Source organism: Paenibacillus sp. OAE614 (assembly GCF_040546645.1).
GTDB classification, from domain to species: Bacteria; Bacillota; Bacilli; order Paenibacillales; family Paenibacillaceae; genus Paenibacillus_AQ; species Paenibacillus_AQ favisporus.
In genome coordinates this window covers 744,416-761,319 of sequence record NZ_JBEPOD010000001.1, presented here as the reverse complement: position 1 = coordinate 761,319, position 16,904 = coordinate 744,416, and the positions used below count along the sequence as shown (strand labels likewise).

Below are 16,904 nucleotides of genomic sequence, written 5' to 3'. Positions count from 1 at the left end.
GTTATGCCGTCAAAAGCTGATCCGGGACACAAAAAGTGCGCTGGCGGCCAGCGCACTTCCGGGCTTTCGCGAAAGAAGCATCCCTTACCCCAGGTAAGAACGGAGCATCCACATATGCTTTTCGAGATCGCTCTTGATCTTGATAAACATATCGGCCGTCGGATGGTCGCCGGCTTCCTCCGCCAGGCTGATTCCTTCGCTCATTTCCTCGGCAACGGTGGCAAAGTCCTCGATCAGGGTCTGCACCATTTTGCGCTGGTCTTCATTGCCGGAAGCTTCCTGAATGGTTGCGATGTCCAGGTACTCCTTCATCGTCGCAGCCGGGCTTCCTTTAATCGTAAGCAGCCGTTCAGCCACTTCGTCCATTTTCAGCGTAATATCGTCGTACAGCTCTTCAAATTTTACGTGGAGGGTAAAGAAATGCTCACCCTTTACATACCAATGGTAGTTATGGATTTTGACATACAGGACGTTCAGGTTCGCAACTTGTTGGTTTAGGATTTGCTCCAAAGTGGATGTTTTCGATTTGGATGACGTTTTTGCCATGAATATCCCTTCCTTTTTTAAGTATATGGCCTTCTCTCTCCATTGCCGCATACAACGGCAGCTTCGGAGTCCGGCTGGAGTTTTCGTATAAGTATGGGGAGGCTCTTCCGAGAGTAATCTGGGCTGCGTGCCTCCCTGCCCTTATCTTACCCTTCAACCCGCTGCACGAAACAATTGCCCATAAATGGCAGGGTCTTTCGTTTTCATACGCTCTCACTGAAAAAAAGATTCAAAAGAGGTCGGCAATCCGATATACTGTTTTATAACCAAGTGAACAAGTTGGCTTTATTCGCGTTTCCTTATTATACGGAGGTGACTTCCATGTCCACATATCACCCGCTCACCGTCCAAGACGCCATTTCTCTCGTCCGCGGCATTCCGGGGCATTTCACGCCCGATGCGCAGCTGGAATGCAAAGAAATCGGTGACGGCAACCTGAACTTAGTGTTCCATATTACGGACCGGAACAGCGATAAAAGTATCATTGTCAAACAAGCCCTTCCTTATGCGAAGGTGGTCGGGGAATCCTGGCCGTTGTCCCTGGACCGGGCACGCATTGAACGCGAGGCGCTTCAAGTGCAGTACCGCCTGTGTCCCGGACTGGCACCGCAGGTATTCTCCTACGACGATGACCTGGCGATAACCGTCATGGAAGACCTGAGCGACCATACGATTATGCGCAAAGGGCTGATCGAAGGACAAGCCTATCCGTTGTTTGCCCGCCATATCGGCGAATTTACGGCCAGAACGCTGTTCTATACCTCGGATCTGTTCCTGAGCCCGCAGGAAAAGAAAGAACAGGTACGTAAATTCATCAATCCGGATCTGTGCAAAATTACCGAGGATTTGATCTTTGACGATCCATACCGGTTTTCCGATAACAACAACTACCCGGACTACCTGGAGGATGAGGCGAAGGAGCTGCGGGAAAACGGCAAGCTCCATCTGGAAGTCGCCCTGCTCCGGGAAGCCTTCCTGACCCGGACCGAAGCGCTGGTTCACGGCGACCTGCATACCGGCAGCATTTTCGTCACACCGGAATCGACCAAAGTGATCGATCCCGAGTTTGCCTACTACGGGCCGATGGGCTTCGACCTCGGCGCCGTCATCGGCAACCTGCTGCTGAACTACGCTTCCCGGCCAGGCTGGGATGCCGCGGAGTCGGAGGTTCTCGGCAAGCAAGAGCGTCTTCTGCGCATGGTTTCGGACGTATGGTCCGAATTTGAAATCCGCTTCCGCAAGCTATGGGATGAGGATGCCAGAGACCCGCTCGCGAAAGCACCCGGCTACCAGGACGCCTACGTGGCCAAAGTACTGCGGGATGCCTGCGGATTCGCCGGCTGCAAAATGATCCGGCGCATCGTCGGCTTGTCCCATGTGGCCGACATCGACACGATCGCGGACGTAAAGCTGCGGGAGAAGGCGCAGCGATCGGCGCTGGCTATCGGTAAACAGCTCGTTCTATTCAACCGGACCATCCAATCCGGCGAAGACATCGTCCGGCTGGTGAAGGAAGCCGAGCCGCTTAAAGGAGCCGTAAAATGAGTAATGACAACCAAGAACAAACACAACGACGCAGCAAACCATTAACTTCCGTCCAATGGGGCGGCGACAAGCTGATCCTGCTGGATCAGCGCCTGCTTCCGGACGCCATCGTCTATCTGGATTTATACACGCCGGAAGAAGTGTGGGAATCGATCCATGTGATGAAAGTCCGGGGCGCGCCGGCCATCGGCATCGCCGCCGCTTACGGCGTAGTGCTCGGGGCGCGCCAGTATGGAGGCGTCGATGCCGCCGCCTGGGACGACCATGTCGTCAAGGTCAGCGCCTATCTGGCCACCTCGCGGCCGACGGCGGTCAATCTGTTCTGGGCGCTTGACCGGATGAAAGGGAAAGCGCATGAGTTGGCCGGCCGGGGAGGCAGCGTTGCCGACCTGAACGAGGCCCTGCTCGCCGAGGCCAACGCGATTCAAGCGGAGGATGAGGAAGTGTGCCGCCGCATCGGGGAGAATGCACTGCCCCTGTTCCGGGACGGCATGGGCGTACTTACCCACTGCAATGCAGGCGGGCTGGCTACGGCCAAATACGGAACGGCGACCGCGCCGATGTATTTGGCCCAGGAGCAGGGCATACAGCTGAAAGTGTATGCCGATGAGACGCGCCCTGTGCTGCAGGGCGCGCGGCTGACGGCCTTCGAGCTGCAGCAGGCCGGAATTGACGTGACGCTGCTCTGCGATAACATGGCAGGCATGGTCATGTCCAAGGGATGGGTGCAGGCGGTGATCGTTGGCACCGACCGGGTGGCCGCCAACGGCGACGTCGCCAACAAGATCGGCACCTACAGCCTCGCCGTGCTGGCCAAGGCCCACGGCATTCCGTTCTACGTCGCCTGCCCGTTGTCGACGATCGATCTGAACACCCCTACAGGGGACAACATCCCGATTGAAGAGCGGCCGGCTGAGGAAGTCACCGAGGGTTTCGGGAAGAGAACCGCTCCCGAAGGCATCAAGGTCTACAACCCGGCGTTTGACGTCACGCCTCACGAATATGTAACAGCCATCATCACGGAAAAGGGGATTGTCAAAGCGCCGTTCGCCGAGAACCTCGCCGCCCTTTTCCAAGCTTAAGAAATATTGCCGATGTGGTTACGTTTCGGGCTAGCGTCTGCAAGCGCCGAAATGCCACCGGCTCAGCCAGCCCTGCCCGGGCTGGCTTTTTATTGCTTTCCAGTCGGCGGCCGTGAGGCCATTACACCATTTTTAACAGAGCTTCATGTCCAGGCATGCCTGGGACAATTCCGAGCTCCTCGGCCTCGGTCGTCACTGACTCCAGCGGCGCTTCAAGCAGCTCCTGCAGCGTCTTAACGCCGACGGCCCGGCCTGCAATGATTTTCCGCTCCGCCAGTCTCGTGTTAAGCAGGCCTACGTCCAGCGCCCCGCACATAATGTACCCTTTCGGCGTGTTGATCGTGAGCAGCGTCGTTTTGGGCAGCTTGACCTCGACCCCGACAAAGCTGTGGCCCCCGACGGTAATCGGCACCATGGTCACCATTCAGCTGTACACCTCCCCAGGCGTGATATCCATCCAGCATCATTGTATTCGCCCTGGGAAGGAGGTGACTGTGCGGACGTCCATAACCAAAATGCGCCGAAATAAATAGGAAGAAAGTTGCTTTCCACTCCGACATTAGGACTATGATTCTATTCACATTCATGATATTATTTAGTCACTTTCATATCTAATTTGAACGTATAGTTTGGGGGATCCATGGACAACAATCAATCCAATGACGAATCGGGATTTTTATTCAACGTCGACATCTTAGTGAAAAGTCCCTCTAATGCCCTGGCGCTTCAAGAACTCCTCGGCATGCTGAACGGCAACGGGCATATTGCGGATTTTCGCATCAAATCGGGAATTGAACTGGGGCGGTTGATTGAATCGATGCTTCAGGACAAGCGCAAATCTCTCCTTTCCAAAGAAGAGCCTTCCCATCCGTCCGTTCCCCCTGCTCCGATCAAGGAAGCGGAACTGCGTACAGCGGCCGTGGGGAAAAATGCAAAAAGCCAGCCGCCCCGAAACCCGGTGCATGGCGGTTCGGACATTTATGATTGGATTCAGGTATACATCCGTGACAACCGGCTGATCCGGCTGACGGCCAACCGGAGCGGGCAGCACATTCATATGCCGTGCCGGATCCTGAATTATGATGAGGAACACCAGATGCTGAACGTATATCACGTGGATGAGAAACAGGTTTATACCTTTAAGCTGAACGAAGTGGACGAGGTCATCTAATAGGATAAGGATGCCGTTTCTCCGAAGCTTATAACACTAAAACAAGCCCGTCCCGGCTCACTAAGCCGAAGACGGGCTTTCTTCTGTTCTCCTCCGATATGGACGGGTCAGGCTCGTCTGTGCGATGCGGCTTCCGCAATCAGGCAGATCCAGCCGATGATGAAGGCAACGCCTCCAAGCGGCGTAATGGCGCCAAGCACTTTGATCCCCGAGATGGCGAGAACATACAGACTTCCGGAAAACAGAATGATCCCGGCCAGCAGCAGCCATCCCGCCCAGGCCAGCTTGCGCGAATCCCCCCATAACCCCGCAACGACCCCGATCAGTATGATCCCCAAGGCGTGCGCCATATGATATTGAACCCCAGTTTCATAAACCTTCATCGCCGACTCTCCGACGATAGGTTCCAGCATGTGGGCTCCGAATGCTCCGATCACCACGGACAGCATCGCCATCAGGGCGCCGGTCAATATAAATTTGCGCTGCACATCGACAACTCCTTTGGATGTTCCTAATCTACTAACAAACTGTTAACTATTTTAACCGATCGGACTCCGTCTTTTCCACCACCATGGCTCAAGACTGCTCAAATCAGCTTGATTTTTACGGGATCTTATGGAAAAGTAAGAAGCATATCTATCGATTCGAAGGAGAGAGTGATTTCATGGATTCAAACCAGCCTCCGCACCAGCCGGACGAATTCCAGCAGAACCCGGGGCCCCATTTGCCCCATGCTCAGTTCGTTCCCCCTGCTGCGCTGAAGCATTCCGGGCCCGGCATCGCATCCTTTGTCATGGGCCTGGTCAGTTTGCTGGGTTATATCATCAGTGCCGCGGCAGCAGGCGCCATTATGGCTCCTTATCTCGAAGAAGGCATGCTGGACGGTCCGAATTCCAATGCGGTCCTTGGCCTCGGTGTTGTCGGTCTGCTGATGATCGCACTGGTTGTCATCAACGTGGTCGGAACGATTCTGGGCATTGTGGGGACGGCCATCAAGAACCGCAAAAAGATCTTTGCCATCATCGGGCTTATTGTGAATGCCGTCATCGTGCTCAGTATCGGCTTGTTCTTTATATACTTCATGGCCTCTGCCGCAGTCTAGCGGATTTTACCCGCAGTCCAGCAGTCTATTAGAAGAAAAAGGTGATCTTATGTCTCAAGTCAAAATATTTGCCGACAGCACATGCGACCTTCCTCACGATTGGATCAAAGCCCATGACATCGGCATTATTCCGCTGTACGTTACGTTCGGGGATCAAAATTACAGGGACGGCGTCGACTTAACGACACCCGAATTGTATGCCAAGGTGGAGCAGACGGGCAGCCTTCCCAAGACGGCCGCTCCGTCTCCGTCCGATTTTATCGCGGCATTCACCCCGTTTGTGGAAGAAGGACGGGATATCGTTTATATCAGCCTGTCGTCCGAGCTATCCTCGACTTATCAGAACGCGCTGATCGCAGGTGAGGAGTTCCCGGAGGGACGAATCACGGTCGTGGATTCACGGAATCTGACCACCGGCATCGGCCTGCTGGTCATGAAAGCGGTGGCCGCGGCAGAACAGGGGAAAAGCGCCCGTGAAATCGCCGGCATCGTGGAGACCGTTAAGCCGCTCGTAGAGACCGAATTCGTCATTGATTCGCTGGAATACCTGTACAAGGGCGGACGCTGCTCAGGCATGCAGAACCTCATGAGCAGCCTGCTCAAGATCCGGCCGGTCATCAAGGTGATCGACGGTAAGATGACTCCGGCCTACAAGGTCCGCGGCAAGCGGGAAAAGGCTCTGGAGCAGATGGTCAACAATGCGCTCGACAAGAAGGACGAGATGGACAACGACCTCATCTTCGTCACCCATTCCATGGCGGCTGAGGACGCGGAAGCGATCAAAAGGCTGCTGGAACAAAAAACCGGCGCCCGCGAGGTTGCCCTCTCGGATGCCGGCTGCGTCATTAGCTCCCACTGCGGTGCCAAAACGATCGGAATCATTTATTCCAAAAAAGCCTGATTTTCAGGCTTTTTTCTTTTATCATATAAACGATTCCTACTTCTTCGAAGGGTCGATGTCCCTCGGATTGAGGCCCGCCCATATATTCGGGATGTCCGCCTGCTCGGGGTGTTCAAACACCAGAAACGCGGTAGGCAAATACCGTTCCCCGTATTCCGATGACGGTTTGTTCACAATTTCATTATCTTTGACGAGGACGGTGGAGGATCCTCCGTCCAGATTGGCAGCGATCACCGCTCCGTGCTTCAGCATGATCTGCTGGACATCGTATAAATTGGCTCCGACGCTGTACGTCGGCTGTCTTCCGTCAATGACGACAAACAGGATGGCCCCGTCCTCACGCTGGCCCATGGCGGTCCGCGGCGCGATGCCCCAGCCTTCGGCGGCATTCTTTATGAGTCCTTTGCCGTTGACGATGATCCTCGGCTGAAACGTCACCGCTTCCTGAACCCCCATCCGGTCCAATTCTTTCAGCGAATAGTTGCCGGCGATCATTTTGCCGTCCCGGTCAATGCCTACCACCTGGGTGGTCGCATTTTTTCCCAATCCGTTGTAATACAGCTTCCCCTGCGATATGACGATGCCGATCGGCTTAAATCCGTTCCCTTTCCAGTTCGGATCGGCGAATCCGCCTCCGTTCACGCCGGCGATCGCGCCGTAGCGCTTGACCATGCTGGATACTTTCTCGCCTTTGCCGCGCTTTGCGGGAACGCCCAGACGGATTTTTTTCGGATCGTGAACGGTCATTACATAGCCGTGATACCCTTTACCCGAAACTTCCTCTATCTCCACAAGGGGCGGCTTCTCCGTCTCCTTGCCAGCTTCGGCGGAAGCCGTCTGGGTTTGCACCGGCAGCTTGATTTGGTGCGTATCTTTTTCGACGCCCATGGCTTCAAACCGCTTGTTGTATTCCGCCACGCGCCTGTTCAGCTCGTCCTGTCCAATAATATATTTCGCCAAATAGCGATGCTGTGTCGTAATGAGCGTATCCGCTATCAGATAACGAAAATGATTGCCGGATACCGTAAGGAACAACCACGCGGCCGCCGCGGCACCGATCAGAACCAGGCTCCAGAACAATCGTATGCTGAATCGCAGGAACCCTCCCTTTTTCTTTTTCCTTTTCTTTGTTCCTTTTGGAGCGGGCCGTTGGTTTCTTACGCTTGAACGTTTGGGCAGCGATGCTTGCTCCATGGTTACTTCCCCCATCTCATGAACTCGGGTCCTAAGTCCCACGTAGAATAGACGCGAAATCAGGGAGGAAGGTTTCATATATTCGGGCATTATCAACAATATTATACAAATATTTTCCAATGCCGCTGCCGTAAAGCACAAAAAAACGCCAAGCCTTATTGGCCTGGCGTCTTCCTATTCGGATTAGTAAGTTGGCCGCTTCAGTTGGTCCAAGCTTTTGAACTCATAGCCCTGCTTACGGGCATCGTCGATGATCCGGGCCAGCGCCTCCGTGTTATCCTTCGAAATGGAGTGCAGCAGAATGACCGCCCCCGGATGCAGCTGCGCCATCACTTGACGGTAGGCATAGTCAGCCCCCTTCTGATCGTTCACGTCCCAGTCCTTGTACGCTACGGACCAGAATACCGTCGTATAGCCTTCAGCGCGTGATGCTGCAAGCGTGCGGTCGCTGAAAATCCCCCGGGGAGGACGCACGTATGCCATCTCCTTCTGGCGGGTCGTCCCGGTTACGCTCTGCTTGACCTTATCCAGCTCTTCCTTGAGCTGCGCGTTGGAAATCTGGGTCATATCCGGATGCGTCCAGGAATGATTGCCCACCAGATGGCCCTCGGTGACCATCCGGGTTACGAGCTCCGGCTTGTCCTTTACATAATGTCCCGTCAGGAAAAAGATCGCCGGCACTTTCTTTTCTTTCAAAACATCCAGTATTCTAGGCGTGAACCCGTTTTCATACCCGTTGTCAAACGTCAAATACAGCTCTTTCTGGGTTGTATCCCCAAGGAAGATCGCACCGTTCTTCTGCAGAATGTCTTTAAAGCCTTCTTCGTTGATGGAAGGAAGCTGACCGTTCCTGCTTTTCTTAAAGCCAAAATGATAAGGGCTGTCCGCAGCCGCTGTCTCCTGGAAAAATCCGCAGCACAGTAACAGTGCGGCAACCGCAGCAAACGCAAAACGCTTCATCTTGAAATTTCCCCCTGCGTTGGATTATGGCTACTCAAAGCTATAACGTAATATGCCACATCCGATGCAAAGTTATGTGATATTTTCAAAATGGAAGCCGCCGGAGGATGGAATCGATCACCTGAATAAAGTGCTTAATGTAGAATGGCTTCGTAATGTATTCAATAAAACCTGCCTGTCTCCCCTTGGCAATATCCGACGCCATCGCGTAAGAGCTGACGGCCACCACCGGGATTACCCTTGTCTTCTCATTGGCCTGGAGGCACGCTAGAGCATCGTATCCACTCATTCCGGGCAGCTGGATGTCCATGATGATCAGATCGGGGCATCTGGCCGTGGCGATCTCTACCGCTTCCTCCCCCGTACAGGCCTCCCACATGGTGGCGTTAGGAATTTTTTTGAAAATATGCCGCATGAGAGACATATTAATTCCATCGTCCTCCACGCATAAAATGTCATAATTGCTCTTCATTTTTAAACCTCCTACCATGAAAAAAAGCCAAAGAAAGAGCCATCCAGCTCCTTCTTTGGCTTATGTTCAGCTCATGTTCCAATCATGTCTGACCCATTACCGCCTGGTGACCGCCTAATCCTGGAAAGTGCAGGCAATCACGCTTTTATCCCTATCAAAATCCCAGTCCACGTAAAAATCGGCCAGGGTCCGGCCCAAAATTCCCCCCAGCTGGGTTTCTTCCTCAAAATACCGCTTCTCAAGCTTTCTCTTCGTTGTCCGCAATACTTCATCAAAACCGGTACTAATTAATTCCTTCTCGATCAGAATCAGAATTCCTTCCCGGACGACAATTAAAGTTTTGGGGTTCATCCACCAGGAGTACACCTTCCTGGGAACCTTCTGGACAATACCGGTGATCCGGTTAACTTCGTTATGTAGCGCTTCACGACCCGCATAATCCTCGGCTTCGATGCTCTGATCTGCCTTAAGACCGACAATGATCCCCGAAGCGTTATGTAATCCCCAGTCGTAGTATACCTCTTCCAAACGGATGTCCATTTCCTTCTCCAAATACGCCTTCAGTTCGGGAAGCAAAGACTCCATCAGCAGCTCGCGGGTATATCGAAAAGCTTTCTCCTCTTCTTTGTTTAACAGGAACTTCTCGACCGGCCCGATGAAATTGCGGATATGGAGTGCGATCGCATAGTTCCCGACGGAGACGTGCACCGATTCCGGCCCTTTGCCGAACCTGTCCCTTAACAGCTTGCCGGTAAATGCCGCGATTTGGTTGGTGTGATTGGCTGTATACAACATGACAGCTCTCTCCTTCTCATCATAGTGCAACGCTTACGTTAATTCAATTGATTTCATCTTGCGTCATTATTAAGAGGTATATACCCAAAAAGATACCGGGCGCAATCAGGTGCGTCCGGCTCTTTTCTTCCATCCATGGGATGGCCTTATTTATGGGGGTCGGCATCGGGGTCAGAGTCGGGATCGGGTTGCTTGGGAGCTTGCTCGCTTCGTTCCGCCCGTGTAGGAACCGATTCTTCCTGCTGCTGTTCTATAGGACCGTCTGCAGGACCGACAGGTCTTTGGCGCTCCTCTTTCCATGTCTTCCTCCGCGCGGCGGCTTCAGCCCGCTGCTGCTTCCGGCCTTTGCGGACTATCCAGACGATCAGAAGCACGATCGCAGCAAGAATCAGAACAGGAACGGCTCCCGACAGGATGACGATGATCCACTGGACAATCTGCGTCAGCACGTCCATGCTTCCCTGCAGCGCATCTCCCGCACGCTTGCCAAGGGGGGCCTGCTGGCGATCGGGCTCGGCTTTGGGCAGCGTCTTCTCCGGCTGGTAAATGCGCAGCTCCACCGTGGAATAAGCCACATTCTGATCAATATAGCGCATGCGGCCCTTGATCTGCTCGATTTCTTCCTGAACCCTCTCCAGCTCTTTGGCAAACGCCACGAGGTCGCTGGTTTTTGTCGCCTTTTTCATAAAAGCGATATACTGCTCCTCCATCACCTGCTTAGCCTTCAATCTCGCCTGCAAATCCACGTATTCTTCGGACACGTCCTGGCCTTCAATGCTGCGCTGAAGGGAATCATGCTTGATCTGCTCAAGCCGATTCAAAAAGGACGAGAAGCCCGATGCAGGAACCTTGAGGATAAAGGTACCTCCCCGCTCGCTGGCTGAATCCGTTTCGGAAAAATTGACGATATAACCGCCCGACAGCGTTACCATATTTCTCACTTCGGTCTGCGCCTTGGCATAGTCCTGAATCTCCATTACCAGATGCGCCTTATAGATGAGCTTCTTGTTTAACCCGCCGGCCAGGTCCTGGGCGGTGAACCCGGCTTCCGGCGCAGTGTCCGCCTCCAAAGCCTTTACCGTATCGGCCTGCTGCGCCGGCTCCGCCGCCTGCGATGACTTCTCATCAGCCGTTGATGCCGTAGATGTAGATGCTTGCTGGTCCTGATCCGCTGCGGTGTTCGCCGCATGGTCTGATACGGCGGAGCTTTCCACGGTCCCGCCGGCGCTGCTGGCGCTGTCCTTTGAACTCCCGGACGAGCAGCCGGTTACCAACAGAATGACAAACATGAATGCGGCAAGCCATGACCCCCAAGTGCGCATACTTCATTCCTCCTCAGAAATGGAAAATATTTTATATTTTCCTATCTAACGTCAGGAGGCCTCCGAAGGTTGCGGGCCAAATAAGAAAAAAAGCCCTCGGGTGTAACCCGGAAGGCTTTTATGCTTCCCATGCCTATGGATTCGCCGAATCAAAAATCAGGTCGCGGATACGCCGCCGTCGATGGCCAGCTCGGCTCCGGTAATAAAAGAGGATTCGTCGGATGCCAGGAACAGCACGCCGGCCGCAATGTTCTCCGGTTTGCCCAAACGAGGCAGCGGCGTTTTGGAGCGGAACCAGCCCGTCATTTGGTCGCTCGCAAACAATCCTTCGGTCATCGGTGTTTCAATGTAACCCGGATGGATCGAATTACAGCGGATATTGTCCTTGCCGTAATCCACAGCCACCGCCTTCGTCAGCATCCGGACAGCGCCCTTGCTTGCGGTGTAAGGTCCTGCTCCGTTGCTTCCCGTGAGCCCGGCAATCGAAGAAATGTTGATGATGGAGCCTCCGCCCCCGCGCTGCATCACCGGTACCACGTATTTCAAACCGAGAAAGCTGCCTGTCAGGTTGATGGACATGACCTTGTCCCAATCCTGCATGGACGTGTCTACGAGCGATTTGGCCAGCGAGATGCCGGCATTATTGACGAGAACGTCGATCGTGCCGAACGCTTTGACCGTTTCGTCCACGATATGCTGCCACTCCTCCTCGGAGGTAACGTTATGACGGAAGCCAATAGCCTCTCCGCCCTGCTGTTTGATCTCTTCCACGACAGCCTGGATTTTGTCCTCCTGAATGTCGGTGACGACCACCTTGGCGCCTTCCTCTGCCAACAGAACGGCGTCCGCCTTGCCCATGCCTCCGGCTGCACCGGTGACGATCGCTACTTTCCCCTGTACTCTGCCCATATTGTTAAGACTCCCTTCCCCTATTTGCTCCAAGATGATTACGAACGAGGCAACATACAGCCCATATTGGGCGTGCATGACCTTGTAAAACCAGAGGTCGTGATAGCATCAATATCATGACAAAACCAATTATATCACCGTTTGTTTTTCCCTTCAATCTTTCCAAAGGTCATCCCTTTGTTTTCCTGGTACCCTGCACCTGGACAACGTTGACTTCTCCGGGGGGTTTTGATAGCATTTTTTACGATTTTATCTTTACATCCGGAAGGCGAGTTGACTCACAATTATGGATCCGAAGACTAGATGGGAACAGGAACGGCTGGAAGGTAAAAAAGCAAGAGAGAGCAGCATTATCGAGGCAGCGGAGCGGGTTTTTAACCGCAAAGGGATCGACAAAGCGACGATGCGGGATATCGCCGCGGAAGATAATGTGGGGATCGCCACGGTGTTCCGGTATTTTCCCAAGAAGGACAAGCTGATCGTGGCGGTCGCCACGCATTTGATCAGCCTGGAGGAAGAGGCGTTCCGGGCAATTGCCGCCACACCGGTGACAGGCATCGAGAAGCTTGAGGCGCTGCTGGATCATTTCCTGAATCTCCAACTGCCGGAATTGAGCAGCAGGAGCCGGTTCCTTGAGGCGTTTGAGAGCTATGCCGCCCAGCAGGCCGAGCCGCTGGAGGATATTCAGCAGTACAACGACGTCCACCGCAAGGTATCCGATGCGTTCGCCGAAATCATTGCCAGCTGCACCCAGGACGGTTCAGTCCGCTCCGATCTCCCCATAGAGGAAACCCTGTCGACCGTGGTCAATGCATTCGGCATTTTTTCGAAAAAGCTGTCGCTGCAGCGCAGCATCGTCATGTTCGAGTCCATCGTCAGCGCGGACGTCCAGCTGGACCTGCTGAAACGGATGTTTCTCGACTATTTGCGGAACCCGGGATCTGCCTCTTCAGATTTATAACATCCCATGAATTTAAAAAAGCCTGCTTTCCCGGCTCCCCGGGCCCTAAGCAGGCTTGTTTCATTTATTTTGTGAATGGCGTTGGCGTTTAAAAGTCCCCTGCCCGGCCGGCGCAGCCGCACAGCTGCATTTTCTCAATGACCGCCGCTTTCAGCGCCTTCTTGGCAGGAACCATGTATTTCCGCGGGTCGTTCTCATCCGGGTTCTCTGCAAAGACATGCTTGATGGCATCGGAGAACAGGATGCGCAGTTCGGTAGCCACGTTCATCTTGGCCATGCCGAGACTGACCGCCCGCTTCACCTGCTCCTCCGGAATGCCGGAGCCTCCATGCAGGACGAGCGGAACATCAACGGCTTCGGCAATGCGTCCGATCCGGTCGAAATCGATATTCGGCGTCCCCTTGTAGATGCCGTGGGCGGTACCGATCGCAGGGGCGAGCGTATGCACGCCCGTGCGCTCCACGAATTCGGCGCATTCTTTCGGATCGGCGAGCAAGGCGTCGCGTTCGTCGACGACGATGTCGTCCTCGACGCCGCCGACCTTGCCGAGCTCCGCCTCCACGTTGATGCCAACGGCGTTGGCGGCTTCGACCACCTTCTGGGTCATGGCCACATTTTCCTCAAATGGGGAATGGGACGCATCGATCATGACGGACGTATAGCCCGCCCGGATACAGCTGATAATGACGGAAAATTCGTTGCAATGATCCAAATGAAGTGCGATGGGCACGCTGGCGCGGTCCGCCGCCACCCGGGCGGCAGCAGCGATATAATCGGCCCCCAGATGCTTGACGGTCCCCACCGTAGACTGGATAATGAGCGGCGACTGTGCTTCTTCGGCCGCCTCAACCACGGCCTGCAGCATTTCCAGTGTATGCACGTTAAAGGCCCCAATGGCGTAATGTTTGGCCCTTGCTTCTTGCAGTAAAGACGTAGACGAAACGAGTGACATGGTGTTTTCCCCTTCCCGTTTGTTATGCCTTGCTGTCCTGTATTGATCCGCTCAATGCGGTATATTTATGCTTTGCGTACATGGCGCTCCCGGTCACGCCCGCATCGTCGTTATGCATGGCGGGAACGATCTTGAGCCGATCGCGGTAATCAGGCAGGATCCGGCTCATCAGCTCCCGCTCCAGCGGCTTCAAAATACGGTCCCCGGCCAGCGCCCCGCCGCCACCGATAATGATCATCTCCGGGCTGTTCAGCGAAACGGCGTAGGACAGCGCCCGGCCGAGCAGCGAACCCGCCCGCTCCAGAATGGAAACGGCCAGCGCATCACCCTGATCGTACGCCCGTGACAAATCCGCCGCGGTCAGCTCCGCGAGGCGTTCGCCCGGAAACCAGCTGCGGAGCACCGTCGGCTCACCGGACTCTATCGCTTTCCGGGCCTGCCGCACCATACCGGAGGCGGAGGCGTAAGTCTCCAGGCAGCCCCTCAAGCCGCATGGACACGGATCGCTGAGCCCCTCCATGACGATATGCCCCAGCTCCCCGGACATATGGCGGAAGCCGTAGAACAGGCTCCCCTCATTAACCATAGCCGAGGCGATGCCCGTGCCGATCGTCACGCCGATGACGTGGCCGGTGCCTGCACCGGCTCCATACAGCGCCTCGCCAAACACATACGTTCTGACATCGTTATCGATAAATACCGGCAGCTGCAGCCTGGCCTTCAGACGGCTGGCGGCCGGAAGGTCACGCCAGCCGAGGTTGCCGGCAAACTTGGCGATGCCTTCCTCGGGATCGACCAGCCCCGGCAGTCCGATTCCCGCTGCCGCGAGCGTTACAGGCTGTCCGTCTTCCCCGCGGTACGAGGCGACCGCTTCCTCGATCATTGCGGCGATTCTCTCCAGTACCGCATCCGGACCGCGTCCGGCTTCCGTCGGCCGCTTCAGCTTATGAACCACTTGTCCGGCGGAAGATACCAGACCGCATACGATATTCGTTCCGCCGACATCGACTCCCGCAAACACTTCCATGCTGAGCACCTGCCCTTATTTCACAGAATGTTATTGCGCGACATGCACCTGCACCCCGGATTCTTTCAACCGGCTGCGGAGCTCCTCCCCGGGATCCTCATCCGTAATGATTCCGTGCAGGGCCGCCACGGGCGCCACCTGAAACAGGGAATTGCGGCCGTTCTTCGTATGGTCAAATACGGCGATGGTACGGTTGGTGCGCTTCATCATGATCATCGCCGTATTCGCTTCAAGCTCGGAATAAGTGCTGGCCCCCTGTTCCGCCGAAAAACCGTCGATCCCCATAAACATCGTATGAATGTTGATCGCCTCCAGCGTCCGCTCGGCAAGCGGTCCGCACAGCTCGAAGTTTTTGCTGCGCAGCATGCCGCCGGTCAGCACGACCTGAAGGTCTTCGTTCTCCGACAGCTCCATCGCAATATTGACGGCATTGGTCACCACCGTAATATTGCGGCGGTTCTTGAGTGCCCTCGCAATGAGATACGTCGTGGTCCCGCCCGTCAGGCCGACCACGTCCCCCTCTTGCACGAGGGAAGCCGCCATGGCGGCAATTTTTTCCTTTTCCTGGTACAGCTTGTTCTGCTTCTCGTGAAATGGAATTTCCCTTCCGGCGGTGATTCCCGCGGATTTGGCGCCTCCGCCCATCGTGCGGATGACCCGTCCCGATTTCTCAAGCGCCTCCAGATCCCGGCGTGCCGTAGCCTCAGAGCATTTGAAGCGGGCCGTCACCTCCTGAAGGGAAATAGAGCCGTGCTGCAAGATGTAGTCCAATATGTGTTCCCGGCGTTCTTCTTTCGATCCATTTCGTTCACTCAAAGCGATTCTCTCCTTATGGTTTAAATTTTGACCACCTGGGTCAAATTCCGCGGGCTGTCCGGATTTCTCCCCTCCCGCAGTGCGGTGTAATACCCAATATATTGAACCAGCGGCATGTACAGCACCGCTCTCGCCTCATCGGACAGCACCCGGCCTCCGGTCTCGAACACGAGATCTGCAAAGCCGGTGTCTCCGCCCTTGTCCGCGGTAATAATGACAACATGCGCGCCGTATTCTTTCATCTCCTGCGCTACCTTGATCTCATAGTCCCTTGCGGTTTCCGACAGCAGCAGGCAGACCATCGTTCCCGGCTCGACGACCGATTTCGGTCCGTGCCGGAATTCCATCGTGCCGAAGCTTTCCGTCCAGACGCAGGACATTTCCTTGATCTTTAGGCAGGCTTCCTGCGCCAGCCCGTAATAGGATCCCATGCCCAAATAGATGAATTTGTTCAGCTCCGGATGGCCGGAAATCAGTTCCTTGGCGGCTTCGTCCGCCTTGGCTACCACACCTGCGCTGAGCTCCACGGCTTCCTGAAGCTCCTTCAGCTGCTCCGTCTTGCCGGCAGCGCGAGCCATCGCCGATTGGAGCATAAAAGTCATGCTGCTAAAAGATTTCGTCATGACGGTGCTTTTCTCCTTGCCGAGCGGTGACAGCAAGTATGGAGCGAGCTTCGCCATTGTGCTTTCCTCATCGCAGGTGATGCTGCAGATCGTCCAATCAGGCAAATCCTTCACCGATTCCAGTGCGAGAATAACCTCCGTCGACTCTCCCGAACGGGAAATCCCGACGAGCAGCACACGTTTTCCGGGCGGAACCGCCTGCTCCCGGAACAAGAAGATTTCGGATGACGGATAGGCCGCACCGCTGCGCCCCGTCCATTTGCGGAACGTGGATGCGGCGGTCTGCGCCAAATAATAGGAAGTCCCCGACCCGATAAAAATCACTTCATCAAACGAAGAATTGCCGATAAACTGGGAGATCCACTCCTGCTGCGTCTCAAGCTGCTTCCAGGCAGCCGCCAGCGCGTCGGATTGTCCGCCGATCTCTGGATACGTCAGTACGCCTTGAGTCTGTGCCAATGAATATCCACCCCGATCTCATCATATTGGTAATATTGCGGTTGTTTCTATTGGCATTATATTGCAA

Annotated in this window: 19 protein-coding genes; 6 read left to right on the top strand and 13 right to left on the bottom strand. The window is 54.9% G+C overall.

From position 1 onward, the window contains the following. Positions 1–84: 84 nt before the first annotated feature. Entirely contained in the window at positions 85–546 is a 462-nt protein-coding gene (locus ABIE48_RS03920; RefSeq protein WP_076170500.1) for a Dps family protein, read from the bottom strand. A 321-nt stretch (positions 547–867) separates the two neighbouring features. Here ABIE48_RS03920 and mtnK point away from each other — a divergent pair, with 321 nt between their 5' ends. Further along, entirely contained in the window at positions 868–2,091 is a 1,224-nt protein-coding gene (gene mtnK, locus ABIE48_RS03915) for an S-methyl-5-thioribose kinase (RefSeq protein ID WP_192716533.1), read from the top strand. Continuing rightward, on the top strand, positions 2,088–3,173 hold the full coding sequence (mtnA, locus tag ABIE48_RS03910) for an S-methyl-5-thioribose-1-phosphate isomerase (RefSeq protein ID WP_192716532.1): 1,086 nt from the start codon (positions 2,088–2,090) through the stop codon (positions 3,171–3,173). Before mtnK ends, mtnA begins: the two co-directional genes overlap by 4 nt. Before the next feature lie 121 nt (positions 3,174–3,294). On the opposite strand, the gene ABIE48_RS03905 is transcribed toward mtnA, so the two are convergent. Continuing rightward, entirely contained in the window at positions 3,295–3,597 is a 303-nt protein-coding gene (locus ABIE48_RS03905) for a YunC family protein (protein ID WP_192716531.1), read from the bottom strand. Between the two features lie 216 nt (positions 3,598–3,813). Here ABIE48_RS03905 and ABIE48_RS03900 point away from each other — a divergent pair, with 216 nt between their 5' ends. Continuing rightward, positions 3,814–4,344 (top strand): hypothetical protein, encoded by a 531-nt coding sequence (locus ABIE48_RS03900; RefSeq protein WP_105441770.1) that lies wholly within the window; start codon positions 3,814–3,816, stop codon positions 4,342–4,344. A 107-nt stretch (positions 4,345–4,451) separates the two neighbouring features. Here ABIE48_RS03900 and ABIE48_RS03895 read toward each other — a convergent pair whose 3' ends face one another. Continuing rightward, on the bottom strand, positions 4,452–4,832 hold the full coding sequence (locus ABIE48_RS03895; protein ID WP_192716530.1) for a DUF423 domain-containing protein: 381 nt from the start codon (positions 4,830–4,832) through the stop codon (positions 4,452–4,454). 176 nt (positions 4,833–5,008) lie between these two features. On the opposite strand from ABIE48_RS03895, the gene ABIE48_RS03890 reads away from it, so the two are divergent. Both ABIE48_RS03890 and ABIE48_RS03885 read left to right on the top strand, forming a co-directional pair. After that, a complete protein-coding gene (locus ABIE48_RS03890) occupies positions 5,009–5,446 on the top strand; it encodes a hypothetical protein (protein ID WP_192716529.1) in 438 nt (145 codons plus the stop codon). Positions 5,447–5,495: 49 nt separating this feature from the next. Next, positions 5,496–6,347 (top strand): DegV family protein, encoded by an 852-nt coding sequence (locus ABIE48_RS03885; RefSeq protein ID WP_105441773.1) that lies wholly within the window; start codon positions 5,496–5,498, stop codon positions 6,345–6,347. A gap of 36 nt (positions 6,348–6,383) precedes the next feature. On the opposite strand, the gene ABIE48_RS03880 is transcribed toward ABIE48_RS03885, so the two are convergent. The 6 genes from ABIE48_RS03880 to ABIE48_RS03855 all read right to left on the bottom strand — a co-directional run bounded on the left by ABIE48_RS03880 (position 6,384) and on the right by ABIE48_RS03855 (position 11,999). Beyond that, complete coding sequence (locus tag ABIE48_RS03880) at positions 6,384–7,541, bottom strand: phosphodiester glycosidase family protein (protein ID WP_192716528.1); 1,158 nt, start codon at positions 7,539–7,541, stop codon at positions 6,384–6,386. Positions 7,542–7,724: 183 nt separating this feature from the next. Then, positions 7,725–8,501 (bottom strand): delta-lactam-biosynthetic de-N-acetylase, encoded by a 777-nt coding sequence (gene pdaA, locus ABIE48_RS03875; RefSeq protein ID WP_076170508.1) that lies wholly within the window; start codon positions 8,499–8,501, stop codon positions 7,725–7,727. 85 nt (positions 8,502–8,586) lie between these two features. Beyond that, positions 8,587–8,973 carry a response regulator gene (locus ABIE48_RS03870; protein ID WP_186326018.1) on the bottom strand — a complete coding sequence of 129 codons (387 nt, stop codon included), beginning with the start codon at positions 8,971–8,973 and terminating at the stop codon, positions 8,587–8,589. 114 nt (positions 8,974–9,087) lie between these two features. Continuing rightward, positions 9,088–9,768 carry a Na-translocating system protein MpsC family protein gene (locus ABIE48_RS03865; protein ID WP_145025325.1) on the bottom strand — a complete coding sequence of 227 codons (681 nt, stop codon included), beginning with the start codon at positions 9,766–9,768 and terminating at the stop codon, positions 9,088–9,090. A gap of 146 nt (positions 9,769–9,914) precedes the next feature. Next, the gene (locus ABIE48_RS03860; RefSeq protein ID WP_192716527.1) at positions 9,915–11,090 is read right to left on the bottom strand and encodes a DUF4349 domain-containing protein; all 1,176 of its coding nucleotides are present in this window, start codon (positions 11,088–11,090) and stop codon (positions 9,915–9,917) included. A gap of 156 nt (positions 11,091–11,246) precedes the next feature. Next, positions 11,247–11,999: an SDR family NAD(P)-dependent oxidoreductase gene (locus ABIE48_RS03855; protein ID WP_145025329.1), complete on the bottom strand. Its 753-nt coding sequence runs from the start codon at positions 11,997–11,999 to the stop codon at positions 11,247–11,249. A 286-nt stretch (positions 12,000–12,285) separates the two neighbouring features. On the opposite strand from ABIE48_RS03855, the gene ABIE48_RS03850 reads away from it, so the two are divergent. Continuing rightward, entirely contained in the window at positions 12,286–12,960 is a 675-nt protein-coding gene (locus ABIE48_RS03850; protein WP_192716526.1) for a TetR/AcrR family transcriptional regulator, read from the top strand. An 88-nt stretch (positions 12,961–13,048) separates the two neighbouring features. Here the strand turns inward: ABIE48_RS03850 and fba are convergent, their stop codons facing one another. From fba to ABIE48_RS03830, 4 genes are read right to left on the bottom strand one after another with little or no spacing between them, the layout of a single operon-like run. Further along, positions 13,049–13,912 carry a class II fructose-1,6-bisphosphate aldolase gene (fba, locus tag ABIE48_RS03845; protein WP_076170514.1) on the bottom strand — a complete coding sequence of 288 codons (864 nt, stop codon included), beginning with the start codon at positions 13,910–13,912 and terminating at the stop codon, positions 13,049–13,051. A gap of 22 nt (positions 13,913–13,934) precedes the next feature. Then, the gene (locus tag ABIE48_RS03840) at positions 13,935–14,939 is read right to left on the bottom strand and encodes an ROK family protein (protein ID WP_192716525.1); all 1,005 of its coding nucleotides are present in this window, start codon (positions 14,937–14,939) and stop codon (positions 13,935–13,937) included. Between the two features lie 30 nt (positions 14,940–14,969). Next, positions 14,970–15,755 (bottom strand): DeoR/GlpR family DNA-binding transcription regulator, encoded by a 786-nt coding sequence (locus ABIE48_RS03835; protein WP_145025334.1) that lies wholly within the window; start codon positions 15,753–15,755, stop codon positions 14,970–14,972. A gap of 20 nt (positions 15,756–15,775) precedes the next feature. Beyond that, a complete protein-coding gene (locus ABIE48_RS03830) occupies positions 15,776–16,837 on the bottom strand; it encodes an SIS domain-containing protein (protein ID WP_192716524.1) in 1,062 nt (353 codons plus the stop codon). Between the last annotated feature and the right edge of the window lie 67 nt (positions 16,838–16,904).